General features: G+C 54.0%; 11 protein-coding genes. All 11 read left to right on the forward strand.

The window, feature by feature from the left end:
* The first annotated feature begins 90 nt into the window (after positions 1–90).
* The 11 genes from LZ463_RS26775 to LZ463_RS26825 all read left to right on the forward strand — a co-directional run bounded on the left by LZ463_RS26775 (position 91) and on the right by LZ463_RS26825 (position 13902).
* Positions 91–3816: a nitrate reductase subunit alpha gene (locus LZ463_RS26775; RefSeq protein WP_241459381.1), complete on the forward strand. Its 3726-nt coding sequence runs from the start codon at positions 91–93 to the stop codon at positions 3814–3816.
* Entirely contained in the window at positions 3813–5366 is a 1554-nt protein-coding gene (narH, locus tag LZ463_RS26780) for a nitrate reductase subunit beta (protein WP_241459382.1), read from the forward strand. Before LZ463_RS26775 ends, narH begins: the two co-directional genes overlap by 4 nt.
* A gap of 65 nt (positions 5367–5431) precedes the next feature.
* A complete protein-coding gene (gene narJ / locus LZ463_RS26785) occupies positions 5432–6109 on the forward strand; it encodes a nitrate reductase molybdenum cofactor assembly chaperone (protein ID WP_241459383.1) in 678 nt (225 codons plus the stop codon).
* Positions 6106–6789 carry a respiratory nitrate reductase subunit gamma gene (gene narI / locus LZ463_RS26790; protein ID WP_241459384.1) on the forward strand — a complete coding sequence of 228 codons (684 nt, stop codon included), beginning with the start codon at positions 6106–6108 and terminating at the stop codon, positions 6787–6789. Before narJ ends, narI begins: the two co-directional genes overlap by 4 nt.
* An 18-nt stretch (positions 6790–6807) precedes the next feature.
* The gene (locus LZ463_RS26795) at positions 6808–7569 is read left to right on the forward strand and encodes a peptidylprolyl isomerase (RefSeq protein WP_241459385.1); all 762 of its coding nucleotides are present in this window, start codon (positions 6808–6810) and stop codon (positions 7567–7569) included.
* A 26-nt stretch (positions 7570–7595) separates the two neighbouring features.
* Complete coding sequence (locus LZ463_RS26800) at positions 7596–8054, forward strand: hemerythrin domain-containing protein (RefSeq protein WP_241459386.1); 459 nt, start codon at positions 7596–7598, stop codon at positions 8052–8054.
* Positions 8055–8102: 48 nt separating this feature from the next.
* Positions 8103–9395 (forward strand): hypothetical protein, encoded by a 1293-nt coding sequence (locus LZ463_RS26805; RefSeq protein WP_241459387.1) that lies wholly within the window; start codon positions 8103–8105, stop codon positions 9393–9395.
* A gap of 62 nt (positions 9396–9457) precedes the next feature.
* Positions 9458–10459, forward strand: a complete 1002-nt coding sequence (gene moaA, locus LZ463_RS26810) for a GTP 3',8-cyclase MoaA (RefSeq protein WP_241459388.1) — start codon at positions 9458–9460, stop codon at positions 10457–10459.
* An 11-nt stretch (positions 10460–10470) separates the two neighbouring features.
* The gene (locus tag LZ463_RS26815; RefSeq protein WP_241459389.1) at positions 10471–11169 is read left to right on the forward strand and encodes a carbonic anhydrase; all 699 of its coding nucleotides are present in this window, start codon (positions 10471–10473) and stop codon (positions 11167–11169) included.
* A 97-nt stretch (positions 11170–11266) separates the two neighbouring features.
* Positions 11267–13189 (forward strand): type IV pili methyl-accepting chemotaxis transducer N-terminal domain-containing protein, encoded by a 1923-nt coding sequence (locus tag LZ463_RS26820; protein WP_241459390.1) that lies wholly within the window; start codon positions 11267–11269, stop codon positions 13187–13189.
* Positions 13190–13257: 68 nt separating this feature from the next.
* Positions 13258–13902, forward strand: a complete 645-nt coding sequence (locus tag LZ463_RS26825) for a response regulator (RefSeq protein ID WP_241459391.1) — start codon at positions 13258–13260, stop codon at positions 13900–13902.
* Positions 13903–14025 lie beyond the last annotated feature (123 nt).

The following is a 14025-nucleotide window of genomic DNA, read 5'->3' on the forward strand; positions in this document are numbered from 1 at the left end:
CTGGCGCACTGAAGAATGGTCTGATCCCGTCGGAATTCATACACTTCCCCTACATAAAAGGGCAATTGCCCATCTGATATGGAGTGTACGATGAGTCATTTTCTGGATAGATTGAAGTTCATGTCGCGGGTGAAGTCCAGCTTCTCTGACGGACATGGTGCGGTAGTCGACGAGGATAGGAAGTGGGAAAACGGCTACCGCAGCCGCTGGCAGCATGACAAGATCGTGCGCTCTACCCATGGTGTCAATTGCACCGGTTCCTGTTCCTGGAAGGTATATGTCAAGAATGGCCTGATCACCTGGGAAACCCAGCAAACCGATTACCCGCGCACCCGCCCTGACCTGCCGAATCATGAACCACGCGGCTGCCCGCGCGGTGCCTCTTACAGCTGGTATGTGTATTCTGCCCAGCGCGTCAAATATCCGATGATACGTGGCCGCCTCATGGAAATGTGGCAAGAGGCCCGCAAGACCATGGGGCCGATAGATGCCTGGGAAGCCATCAGCCAGAACCCTGAAAAAGCCAAACGCTACAAGTCCGTTCGCGGCCTTGGTGGTTTCGTCCGTGCAGACTGGGATACAGCGCAGGAAATCATTGCTGCATCAAATGCCTACACCATCAAAAAATTCGGTCCAGACCGCGTCATTGGCTTCTCACCGATTCCGGCGATGTCCATGGTGTCTTATGCAGCTGGTGCCCGCTACCTGAGTCTGATCGGTGGCGTACCGCTGTCCTTCTATGACTGGTATTGCGACCTGCCACCAGCCAGCCCGCAAATCTGGGGCGAACAGACTGACGTGCCAGAATCTGCAGACTGGTATAACTCGACTTACCTCATGGTATGGGGTTCGAACGTACCGCAGACCCGCACGCCAGACGCCCACTTTTATACCGAGGTACGCTACAAGGGTACCAAGACGGTCGCCGTGTCATCTGACTTTGGCGAGATGGTCAAGTTTGGTGACATCTGGATGGCACCAAAACAAGGGACTGATGCAGCACTGGCCATGGCCATGGGCCATGTGATACTCAAGGAATTCCATCTTGGCAACAAGTCAGACTACTTCCGCAGCTATGTCAAACAATATACCGACATGCCCATGCTGGTGCGTCTGGTAGAACGTAATGGCAGCTATGTGCCTGACCAGATGTTGCGCGCTTCGCAATTGCCTGGCAATCTGAACGAAGCCAATAACCCTGAATGGAAAACCCTGGCCATTGATGAGCTCACAGGTGAAATCGTGTCGCCAAACGGCTCTATCGGCTATCGCTGGGGTGAAGGCAAATTCGATGAAGGTGCCAAAGTTGGCCGCTGGAATCTGGAAGCCAAAGACGGCCATTCAGGTCGCGAGATAGACCCATTACTGAGCCTGGTGGGCAAGCATGATGAAGTCGTCACGGTAGGCTTCAATTACTTTGGTGGTGCCGATGCGAATGATATGTTGCTACGCCACCTGCCAGCCAAACGTGTGACACTGGCAGATGGCAGCACAGCACTGGTAGCGACGGTGTATGACTTGTCGATGGCAAACTATGGCGTCGATCAGGGCCTGGGCGGCGCGGTTGCGTCGTCTTATGACGATGATGTCCCCTACACACCAGCATGGCAGGAAAAACACACCAGCGTCAAGCGTGAGCTGGTCATACAGGTAGCGCGTGAATTTGCGCAGAATGCCCATGATACCCAGGGCAAGAGCATGGTCATCGTCGGTGCAGCACTGAATCACTGGTACCACAATGACATGATTTATCGGGGCATCATCAATATGCTGATGATGTGCGGTTGCGTAGGCAAATCAGGTGGCGGCTGGGCACATTATGTGGGCCAGGAAAAACTGCGTCCTCAATTTGGCTGGGCACCGCTGGCCTTTGCCAGTGACTGGGTACGCCCTGCCCGCCAGATGAATGGCACCAGCTTTTTCTATGCCCACACCAGCCAGTGGCGTCATGAAAAACTGGCGATGGATGAGATACTGGCACCGACTGCCGACAAGTCCAAGATCAGCCACATGAGCATGATAGACATGAATGCCAAGTCTGAACGTCTGGGCTGGCTGCCATCGGCACCACAACTGGAAACCAATCCACTGGATGTTTGCGATGCTGCAGAAAAAGCAGGCCTGACACCGCAAGACTATCTGAAGAACAGTCTGCAATCTGGCACAGTCAATATGAGTTGTGACGACCCGGACAATCCAAAGAACTTCCCGCGCAATATGTTTGTATGGCGCTCGAACATTCTCGGTAGCTCGGGCAAGGGACATGAATATTTCCTCAAGTATTTATTGGGTACACAAAATGCCCTGTTCGATGACCCTGATGAAGCAGTCAAGCCATCTGAAGTCAAATACCGCCCGGCCGCAGAAGGCAAGCTCGATCTGCTGGTGGTACTCGACTTCCGCATGAGTACGACTTGCCTGTATGGCGACATCGTCTTGCCAACGGCAACCTGGTATGAAAAGGATGACCTGAATACCTCGGACATGCATCCCTTCATCCATCCCTTGAGCGAAGCCGTACAACCGCTGTGGGAAAGCAAGACTGACTGGGAAATCTATAAGGGTATCGCCAAAAAATTTACCGAGATTGGTGGTGACTATCTGGGTACCCGCAAGGACATCGTCTTGCAGCCATTGATGCATGACACACCCGGTGAGCTCGGTCAGGCACTGGAACCCAAAGACTGGAAAAAAGGTGAATGTGAGCTGATACCCGGCAAGACTGCACCTAATTTCTTTGTCGTCGAACGCAACTACAAAGATATCTACAAAAAGTTTACTTCGATAGGCCCTTTGCTGGACAAACTCGGCAATGGCGGCAAGGGCATCAACTGGAATACCGAACATGAGGTCAAGGAGATAGCTGGCATCACCAAGGTGGTGACTGAAGAAGGTATCAGCAAAGGCCGCCCACGTCTGGATACTGCGATTGATGCCTGCGAAATGATATTGACTTTTGCACCGGAAACCAATGGCCATGTCTCGGTCAAGGCATGGGAAGCACTGGGCAAGATCACGGGCCGTGACCATACTCACCTGGCTGTTGGCCGTGAACATGACAAGATACGCTTCCGCGATGTGCAGGCACAGCCACGCAAGATCATCTCGGCACCAACCTGGTCTGGTCTGGAATCGGAAGAAGTCAGCTACAACGCTGGTTATACCAATGTGCATGAATACATACCATGGCGCACTTTGACTGGCCGCCAGCAGTTCTATCAAGACCATCGCTGGATGCTCGATTTTGGTGAAGGCCTGTGTGTCTATAAACCGGCCATCGATACCAAGACGGTTGCACCTATGCTCAACAGGTCGCCGAATGGTGAAAAAGAGATCGTCCTCAATTTCATCACGCCGCATCAGAAATGGGGCATCCATTCGACCTATTCAGACAATCTGCGCATGCTGACCCTGAGCCGTGGCGGCCCGCATGTGTGGGTATCTGAAGTCGAGGCGAAAGAAGCAGGCCTGGTCGATAACGACTGGGTAGAAGTCTTCAATAGCAACGGTACCCTGACAGCCCGTGTAGTAGTCAGCCAGCGTGTGCCCAAAGGCATGTGTCTGATGTACCACGCCCAGGAAAAAATCGTCAATACACCGGGGGCGGAACTCAGTGGCAAGCGTGGCGGCATCCATAACTCGGTGACACGTGCAGTGCTGAAGCCTACCCACATGATAGGCGGCTATGCGCAACTTGCTTATGGCTTCAATTATTACGGCACCGTAGGCAGTAACAGGGATGAGTTCATCGTCTTGAGAAAAATGAAGAAAGTAGATTGGCTGGAAGGCAAACTGGAAGAGGAGTCAGCATCATGAAAATACGCGCACAAGTCGGCATGGTGCTGAACCTGGATAAATGCATAGGCTGCCATACCTGCTCGGTCACTTGCAAGAATGTCTGGACCAGCCGTGATGGTGTTGAATATGCCTGGTTCAATAACGTCGAAACCAAGCCCGGCATAGGTTATCCAAAAGAATGGGAAAACCAGCAAAAATGGAAAGGTGGCTGGCACCGCAATGAAGCTGGCAAGCTCGAACCCAGGCAGGGTGGCAAGCTGCGCATACTTGCGAACATTTTCGCCAACCCTAACCTGCCAGCGATTGATGATTATTACGAGCCTTTCACCTTCGATTATGAGCATCTGAAAAATGCACCGCTGGTGGAAACACCACCGACAGCACGCCCTATCTCTGTGCTGACTGGCAAGAAGATGGACAAGATAGTCTGGGGCCCGAACTGGGAAGACGATCTTGGCGGTGAATTTAGCGCACGTAGCAAGGACGCCCTGTTTGAAGGTGTGCAAAAAGAGATGTACAGCACCTTTGAATCGACCTTCATGATGTATCTGCCACGCCTGTGTGAACATTGCCTGAACCCGGCTTGCGTCGCATCCTGCCCTTCTGGCTCTATCTACAAGCGTGAAGATGATGGCATCGTGCTCGTCGATCAGGATAAATGCCGTGGCTGGCGCATGTGCATCTCTGGCTGCCCTTACAAAAAGATTTATTACAACTGGAGTTCGGGCAAGGCAGAGAAATGCACTTTCTGCTATCCACGCATAGAAGCTGGCCAGCCTACCGTGTGCTCGGAAACCTGTGTAGGTCGCATCCGTTATCTCGGTGTCTTGCTGTATGACGCTGACAAGATAGAAGCCGCCGCATCGGTGCCGGATGAAAAGGATTTGTATGAAGCCCAGCTAGGCTGCTTCCTTGACCCGCATGATCCTGAAGTAATCGCCGAAGCACGCAAGCATGGCATACCTGAGAGCTGGATAGAATCTGCACAAAAGTCGCCTGTTTATAAAATGGCGATGGAATGGAAGATCGCCTTCCCGCTGCACCCTGAATACCGTACCCTTCCCATGGTCTGGTATGTACCACCACTGTCACCTATACAAAAGGCAGCAGAGGCAGGTCACATGGGCATGAATGGCATTATCCCGGATGTGAAGTCTTTACGCATACCAGTGCGTTACCTGGCCAACCTGCTTACCGCAGGCAAGGAAGAACCCATCACCAGCGCCCTGGAACGCATGCTGGCCATGCGTGCCTACAAGCGCTCTGAAACCGTGTATGGCGAACTTGATCACGCCGTCTTGAAACAGGTTGGCCTGAATGCGGCGCAAGTCGAGGACATGTACCAGACGCTGGCGATCGCCAATTATGAAGACCGCTTTGTAATCCCTTCTTCACACAAGGAAATGGTGGAAGACAGCTTCAATGAAAAAGGCAGTTGCGGTTTCACCTTTGGCAACGGTTGCTCAGGCGGTACTTCGGACGGTGCGCTGTTTGGCAAGAAACCACAGGGTAGTGTGATCTTTGTCGATATGCCAAAGTCACGCAAGAAAATGTCCACTGTCGAATAAGTTTTTCAGGTGCGCAGTGTATGCGCACCTGCAAAAAACAATAAAGACACCATAAAGGAAATCGTATGCAAATTTATCGCATCCTGTCGGCCCTGATGAGCTATCCGCAAGCGGAGCTGATCGCCGCCCTGCCTGAGATTGAGCAGGCACTGCAAGACGAGCCTGAGTTTCTCGATGCCTTGCAAGCTACCCTGGACTATCTGCGTTCTGACAGCCTGATTGCACTGCAAGAAAACTATGTGGCAACGTTTGACCGCACTCATTCTTTATCGCTGCACCTGTTTGAGCACATCCATGGCGAAAGCCGTGACCGTGGTCAGGCCATGGTCGATTTGCTGGAAGAATACCGCACTCACGGCTTTGAACCAGAAGCCAGTGAATTGCCAGATTATGTGCCGCTGTTCCTGGAATTCCTGAGTCTCATGGATGAGAGTACCTCAGAAAAATTGCTGGGTGAAGCCATCCATGTACTGGCAGCCATAGGAATGCGCCTGCAACGCAAGGACAGCCCGTATGCCAAGCTCTTCCTGATCCTGACGACCTTGACCGATGTCGTACCGCATGAACAGGGTGAACCTCCAGTGCGTGACATGGATGATGCAATGGAAACCTTTGGCCCCGGTGCCGATGGTGTAGAACCACTGCTCAAACCGAATCTGTCGGGTACACACCCCCTCAATTTTTATCCCAGACAGCCCGGGCACGGTGCTGCTGCCGCCCAATCAACAGGGAGACCATCATGACTTATCTGCATCAATTCATTTACGGGATTTATCCCTATATCGCGCTGGCGATTTTCCTGTTCGGTAGCCTCGCACGTTTCGAGCGCGAGCAATATACCTGGAAGAGTGATTCGTCACAAATGCTGCATACCGGTAATCTGCGACTGGGCAATATCCTGTTCCACGTCGGCATACTGGGCCTGTTCTTTGGTCATCTGGTGGGCTTGCTGACCCCGGTCATCGTCTGGGATACCTTGGGCATCAGTCACAGCTTCAAGCAAATGATCGCCATGGTCGCAGGTGGCATCTTTGGCAGCCTGTGCATGCTTGGGCTCTTGATTTTACTACACCGCCGTTTTAGCGATGCGCGTATCTCGGCAGTCACCAAGGCAGGCGACAAGGTCTTGCTGTTATGGATCTTCGTCACGCTGGGCCTGGGCCTGTCGACGATCTTTGAATCTGCCCATCATAGCGATGGTCACATGATGGTCTTGCTGATGACCTGGGCACAGCACATCGTCACTTTCAAAGGCGACGCAGCTGAGTTCATCGTTGCTGCCCCCTTGCTGTTCAAGCTTCACCTGTTCATGGGCCTGTCGCTGTTTGTGATTTTCCCATTCACCCGTCTGGTGCATGTCTGGAGTGGATTTGCCTCAGTCACTTATCTCAATCGCGCCTGGCAACTGGTGCGTACCCGCTGAACGCTTCAGGAGAAAATCATGCCAGTTATAGTCAACGACCATGAATTGACCGATGCCGAGATGGAGCGTGAATTACCATCCCATCAGGACGCCCGCGATGCAATACAAAGCGCCATGACCGCCCTGGTCTTGCGGCGTGTGCTGCTTGATGAAGCCAGCGTTCTTGGCGTCACTTCCAGGACAGGAGAAACTGCCAGCGATGACCAGATAATCGATGCCCTGCTCAGGCAGGAAGTCAAGGTACCGGTTCCTGACAGAGAAGAATGCCTGCGCCACTACCAGGCGTATCCCCATCGTTTCACGGTAGGTGCGCTGGCAGAGGCCAGTCACATCCTGTTCCAGGTCACGCCAGGGGTCGATCTCGATGCACTGCGACGTCATGCCGGCAAGATTCTTGCGGATTTGCTGGAAAATCCTGACTTGTTTGCTGAATACGCAAGAGCAAATTCAAATTGCCCGTCCAGTGAAGTCGGTGGCAGCCTGGGGCAAATCAGCATGGGCGGCACCGTGCCTGAATTCGAGCAGGCATTGTTTGCAGCCCCGGCTGGCAGCATCATCCCACGACTGGTGGAGACCCGGTTTGGTCTGCACATCATCCAGGTGGGTCGCAAAGTGGATGGCCACCTGCTCACTTTTGCTGATGTGGAACAAAAGATTGCGAGCGCCATGCATCAGGCCAGCCATGATCGTAGCTTGCATCAATACCTGCAATTGCTGGTCGGGCGGGCAAAGATTTCCGGCATTGATCTCCCCGGAGCTGACAGCCCCCTGGTGCAATAACCCATTTCATTCATAAAGGTCATACCATGTCAAAAGCAACAAAGGAACTGGTGCGCCAGCATCAGGAATGCGACGATCAACTTACACGTAGTGAGACAGCGCTGCAAAAAGGCGAGGTATCGTCAGCGATCAGTCACTTCCGTCTGTTCAGCGAACAGCTCGACAGCCACTTCAGGCTGGAAGAAGAACGACTCTTCCCTGCCTTTGAAAAAGCGACAGGCATGTCGCAAGGCCCCACCCAGGTCATGCGCGGCGAACATGCAGACATACGCACGCTGCGTGACGAAGCCTATGCCGCCATGACAAACGGGCAGACAGCCGCTGCCCTTGCAGCAATTGACACCCTGAACGTGCTGATACAACAGCACAATGTCAAAGAAGAAAACGTCCTGTATCCCCTGTGTGCAGAGCGGATAGCGGACCTTGATACCAGCCTGGGCATGAACACCGGCAGCCCCTGTTGTGGTGCATGCTCCTGTGGCTGACAGGGTGTTTTACTGGCAGCACATCACCGGCTTTGACTATCATCACTTGTGTCTACGGCAAAAATCCTCAGCTATGAGTTAAGCCCTTCACCAGCCACAATATTTGGCTGCCTGCTGCCAGCGCCGTGGCTGGGTGTAGCGGCCGGTTTGATGCTGGCTTTTTTCCCGCTACAGGGCTTGCCCGAACGCTTCTCGCCGCTCACGCTGGCTGTCACACATTGCCTGGCCCTGGGCATGCTGGCGCCGGTAATGACAGGTGCATTGTTCCAGTTGATGCCGGTAGTTGCCCAGCAGGCTGTGCCTGCCGCCCGCATGATTGCTCCCTTTGTGGCGGTTGGTTCGGCACTGATAGTCGCGGGGCTGAGCGCCGGTTTTTTATATGGCATGCAGTCGGGCTTCATGTTCGCAGCCGGACTGGCAGCCCTGCTCTATGGTTCGGTAGTGATTGCCCTGCTGTTGGCAGCCTGGCGCATACAGGTAGTTGACGCCACCACCCGGACACTGCGCTGGGCAGGGCTGACGCTCGGCATAGTCGTTGCGCTCGGGATAGCTCTGGCGGGCCAGTTTTCGGGATGGTGGCAACTCGATATCATGTTCATATTACCGCGTCATGTCGCCTGGGGACTGGTCGGCTGGATCGCCTGCCTGGTGCTCGGCGTGGCGACAACGACCGTGCCAATGTTCTGGCAAACCCGCCGACCGTCCCTGCACTGGCAGGCCGGATTGCCAGGCTTGTTATGGCTGCCGCTTTGTCTGGCCATCTGGCCACCACTCTGGTCTGCTGCCTTGTATCTGGGTTGCGGCATCATGGCGACGCTGGCATTCATCAGTCTGGTCGCAGTCTGGCATGCCAGACGTCGTTTTGATCCTGCCTGGCCCTTGTGGCTGACTTGTGCAGGTAGCTGGCTGCTGGCCGCGATCCTGTGTACGCTGAACCCGGATGTATTGCCAACTCAGCTGGCAACCGCCCTGCCATGGTGGACAGGTGTGCTGGCGCTGGTTGGTGGCGCGGTCCTGCCTGTCAATGCCATGCTGGGCAAGATCATTCCTTTCCTCGTATTTTTGCATTTGCGCAGGCAAACTCCGGCAGGGCAACGGGTACCGACCATGCAGGCAGTATTGCCGCCACAGCGCCTGGTCTGGCAAACCCGGCTGGTGCTATTGTCCCTGCTGCTGTTGCTGGCCCTGCCATTTGCCCCTTCCCGACTTGCCCTGATTGCAGGTCTGGCTTTCGCCCTGGCGCAGGCGTGGATGGGCATATTAATGCTCATGACCCTGTGGCGCTACCGGCAGGAATTACGCGCCGTCTTGCACACATCTGCCACGGCATCCCCCAAATGAACTAGTCGTGACTGGCTTTGCGGCGAATTGTTTTACCCTCTGGTGTGCAGCAGAATAAAAGCATGGACACCAATTCATCTTCAACCACAGCCTTGATTGACCGCTTCGGGCGTCGTATCGATTATTTGCGACTGTCTGTCACTGATCGCTGTGATTTACGTTGCAGCTATTGCATGCCAAAAGGCTACAAGGGTTTTGAAGAGCCCGACAACTGGTTGCGCTTTGATGAAATTACCCGCGTCGTCGCGGCATTTTCGCGCATGAGTGTGGGCCGGGTGCGGCTTACCGGCGGCGAGCCATTGCTGAGGCGTGGATTACCGCAACTGGTAGAACAACTATCAACCCTGCCTGCAGTCAGGGATATTTCCCTCTCAACCAATGCGACCCAGTTGCACAGGCATGCACAGGCCCTGCGCGCAGCTGGCGTTGACAGGATCAATGTCAGTCTCGACAGCCTGGACAAGGCCTGTGTGGAAAAAATTACCGGCCGAGACAGTTTCGGCAGTGTGATGGCCGGCTTGCAGGCCGGCAAGCGCGCTGGTTTTACACCGATCAAACTGAACATGGTGGTCATGCGTGGCGTCAATGATCACGAAATACCGCGCATGGTGCAATTCTGTTTTGAAGAGGGCTTTATCCTGCGCCTGATCGAAGCCATGCCCATGGGTGAGACCGGGCGCAACAGCCAGTACATGGACCTCGGTCCGGTCAGGGATCAGCTGGTCAGGGACTTCCATCTGCAGCCAGCAGCCATCGAAATAGGCGGGGGACCGGCGCGTTATTGGCAGACAGCAGATGGCAGGGGCAAGCTGGGCTTCATTTCACCGATCAGCCAGCACTTTTGCGCCACCTGTAACCGGGTACGCATGGGTGTCGACGGCACCCTGTACATGTGCCTGGGGCAGGATGAAAAGTTCGAATTGCGGCCGCTTCTGCGTTCCGGCATCAGCGATGCCGGCCTGGAAGAAGCTATCCGCAACGCCATAGAACTCAAACCTGAAAAACACGAGTTCAACGAGAACAGGCACAAGATCATACGTTTCATGTCGCAAACCGGTGGCTGACGGGGGATGGAATGGAAGTCAGGAATATTCATCAGTTCATTGAAGGTTTTCAGCGTTTCCAGAGCAAGTATTTTGCCGGGCAGGATAATCTATACGACAAACTCAACAATGGACAGAATCCCAGCACCCTGCTGATAGGCTGTTGCGACTCCAGGGTAGACCCTGCCCTGTTGCTTGATTGTGACCCAGGCGATATTTTTGTCATACGCAATGTTGCCAACCTGGTACCGCCCTGCAATGAGGCAGGTCACCAGCAAGGCGTCAGCGCCGCCATACAGTTTGCCGTCGAAAGCCTGCAGGTCAAGCGCATCATTGTCATGGGTCATGAAAAATGCGGCGGCATCCGCGCCCTGATGCAGGGATATCAGCCTACCCGGACAATTGACTTCATCGGTCGCTGGATGAAAATCGTCGAGCCTGTCAAACAGCAGGTCATGCAGCAGTTGACACATTGCACAGAAGCGGAACGCATCCGCGCCTGCGAGCTGGGGGCGATGATCATGTCACTCAACAACCTTCGCAGTTTTCCCTGGGTGTCAGAGCGTGAAGCACGCGGGGAACTGGTCTTGCATGCATGGTATTTTGACATGAGCAATGGCGCCCTGCTTGCGTATTCAGAAAGAACTGACACGTTCTTGCCCATGGTTTGTCCGCTTGGCGTTGCGCATAAAAGCAATGCCGATGCCGATACGGACGCCTGCCTGAGCTAATTGTTTCGCTCCCGATTCATGATTTAGATCAAGAAACACCTGCCTGCAAAGAACTAGACTTAAACTCCGTGCAACCAAACCAGGTCCAAGTATTGCCATGACTATGCCAAGCAAGCTACCGATAAGAAAGCGACTGACTTTTCGCATCTTGCTGGCCACCGTGACAGGGCTTGGCCTGACCTTGCTCGCCATCGCCTATACCCTGCTTTTATCCTGGGAGCTCGAAGGCGGCGGCGCCGCCATCAATGAAGCAGGCAGTCTGCGCATGCGATCTTACCGGCTGGCGCTGGAAATGCAACAAGGGCAAGCTGCGTCTACCATTGAGAAAGAGCTGGTCCAATTCAACCAGATCCTGTCTGAATTGCACACCGGTGACCCGAAACGCCCGCTTTTCCTGCCACTGACCACACACATCCGAGAACAAATGCGCCGGGTACAGGATGACTGGAAACAACACATTGAAGTCAATGCCAGGGCAGCACTCAATCAGGACAATGTGGTCAGGCAGCAGGCATTGGCAACTTATGCAAAAGAATTGCCTGCCTTTGTCGACAAGATCAATAACCTGGTTTCGCTGGTCGAAATCGAACTTGCTGAAAAAACCACCTGGCTGCGTCTGTGCCAGACGGCTCTGGTCTTCCTGGCGCTGGCTGCCAGTGTCGCCTTGTTGTACCTGCTGTACCTGTGGATACTCGGACCGGTTTCACGGATACAAAGCGGTATTGCCAGCATGTCCAACGACGACCTCAACGTCAGGCTGCCCATAGAGACTGAAGATGAATTTGGGGTACTGGCGCAAGCCTACAATACCATGGCCGATCATGTAAGAAGCGTCCATCGCACCCTGGAAGAAAGGGTAGCTGAGAAAACGGCCAAGCTCACGGCACAGAACCATGAAGTCAGCACACTGTACGATGTAGCCGGTTTCCTGGCTGGGCCACATGCGATAGAAGAGCTTTGCCGTGGCTTTTTATGCAGGATCATGCAGAGAATGGAAGCGGATGGCGGCACCGTACGTATCCTGGACTTGGGCAATAATAATCTGCATATCACGGTGCATGAAGGCATCTCGGAAAAAATGGTGGAGCAGGAACATTGCATCAAGACCGAAGATTGCCTGTGTGGTGCAGCGACGCATCAGGGCATCATCCTGGTCAAGGATTTCCGGCAGATGGACCCACTGAAACATTACCGCTGCCAGGACGAGGGCTTTTTCTCCCTCGCTGTGTTCCAGATCCTGGCGCGCGATGAAGTGATCGGCAGTTTTTCGCTGCACTTCAGCAAGGAAAGAGAGGTCAGCAGCGAAGAGCGCCGCCTGCTGGAAACACTGGGCAAAAACCTTGGTGCTGCCATAGAAAACCAGCGTCTGATCGCCAGGGAAAAAGAATTTGCTGTATCGCAGGAACGCAATCTGCTGGCACAGGGCCTGCACGACAGCATCGCCCAGGGCCTCAACTTTTTAAACCTGCAGGTGCAGATGCTGGAAGACTCACTCAAGCGTCAGGACATGGAAGAAATTCGCGACATCATGCCCCTGCTACGCGCAGGTGTGCAGGAAAGTTATGAGGACGTACGCGAGCTGCTGCTCAATTTCCGCACCCGCATGCGCGACAGTAATCTGGAATCTGAAATCCGCAATGTCGTGACCAAATTTGAGCGCCAGGCCGGCGTCCATGGCGAGGTGCAGGTCAACGGCACCGGTGCCCCGCTGGCACCAGAGCAGCAGTTGCAAGTCCTGTTCATCCTGCAAGAGGCATTGTCGAACGTGCGCAAACATGCCCAGGCAAAGCTGGTCAAGGTCATGGTTGACAACCAGCGCGATTTTTTATTGACGGTCAGCGACGATGGGTTGGGATTCGACATGCATAGCGTCCATCAGAAAGGTGACGGGCATGTAGGTCTGCGCATCATGCAGGAAAGGGCCGAACGCCTGTCCGCACAGTTCCGCATCGATAGCAAACCTGGCAAGGGAACAAGCATTGCACTGCACCTGTTAAGGCAGGAACGCCTGGTCGCCTGAGTCAGACAGCGCCACCGCTCAAATCGATAAGAAAAATCAACAAGAACATGGATACTGGAGAGTGACAAATGCCCATTCGGATATTGCTGGTCGATGACCATACTCTGTTTCGCAGCGGTATACGCCTGCTGCTGCAACGCAATCCTGACTTTGAAATTGTCGGTGAAGCCGCAGACGGGCTGGAAGGTGTCAAGCGCGCCAAGCAACTGCGTCCCGATGTTGTCCTGATGGATTTGAACATGCCAGGTCTGTCCGGTCTGGAAGCAATGCAATTGATTGTGGAAGACCTGCCTGACACCGCCGTGCTGATGCTGACCGTATCGGAAGAGGCCGAGGACCTGACCACCGCCCTGAAAAGGGGCGCCAGAGGTTATCTCTTAAAAAATATCGAAGCCGACTACCTGACCCAGGCAATCAAGCGTGCTGCAGCCGGTGAGCCTGTCATCGCAGAGTCGATGACAGCCAAGCTGGTGATGCAATTCCGTTCCGGCAATAACCTGGCCACCAGTCCGGAACGGGAAAAACTGACACCAAGAGAACGGGAAACCATGATCTGCCTGGCCCGTGGTGAAAGCAATAAAGAAATCGCCCGCAACCTGGACGTGGCCGAAAGCACGGTCAAAATCCATGTACAGAATATTTTGAAAAAACTGAATCTGAGCAGCCGGGTACAGATTGCCGTGTATGCCGTGGAGCATGGTCTGGACAAGTAAAGCAAATGCGATGAACAAGCGACATCAATACCTTACCCTGCTGCCTGTTCTGCCAACCATTTGCTGTTGCAGCCTAGTCCGTTTGAGGGATAGGCGTATCTGCCTGCCGTCCATACACTTGAT

This window comes from Undibacterium paludis (genome assembly GCF_022568815.1).
Lineage (GTDB): Bacteria > Pseudomonadota > Gammaproteobacteria > Burkholderiales > Burkholderiaceae_D > Undibacterium.

Coding starts and splice junctions, on each gene's coding strand:
- LZ463_RS26775 (WP_241459381.1), top strand. CDS start 91: ATGAGTCATTTTCTGGATAGATTGAAGTTCATGTCGCGGGTGAAGTCC.
- narH (WP_241459382.1), top strand. CDS start 3,813: ATGAAAATACGCGCACAAGTCGGCATGGTGCTGAACCTGGATAAATGC.
- narJ (WP_241459383.1), top strand. CDS start 5,432: ATGCAAATTTATCGCATCCTGTCGGCCCTGATGAGCTATCCGCAAGCG.
- narI (WP_241459384.1), top strand. CDS start 6,106: ATGACTTATCTGCATCAATTCATTTACGGGATTTATCCCTATATCGCG.
- LZ463_RS26795 (WP_241459385.1), top strand. CDS start 6,808: ATGCCAGTTATAGTCAACGACCATGAATTGACCGATGCCGAGATGGAG.
- LZ463_RS26800 (WP_241459386.1), top strand. CDS start 7,596: ATGTCAAAAGCAACAAAGGAACTGGTGCGCCAGCATCAGGAATGCGAC.
- moaA (WP_241459388.1), top strand. CDS start 9,458: ATGGACACCAATTCATCTTCAACCACAGCCTTGATTGACCGCTTCGGG.
- LZ463_RS26815 (WP_241459389.1), top strand. CDS start 10,471: ATGGAAGTCAGGAATATTCATCAGTTCATTGAAGGTTTTCAGCGTTTC.
- LZ463_RS26820 (WP_241459390.1), top strand. CDS start 11,267: ATGACTATGCCAAGCAAGCTACCGATAAGAAAGCGACTGACTTTTCGC.
- LZ463_RS26825 (WP_241459391.1), top strand. CDS start 13,258: ATGCCCATTCGGATATTGCTGGTCGATGACCATACTCTGTTTCGCAGC.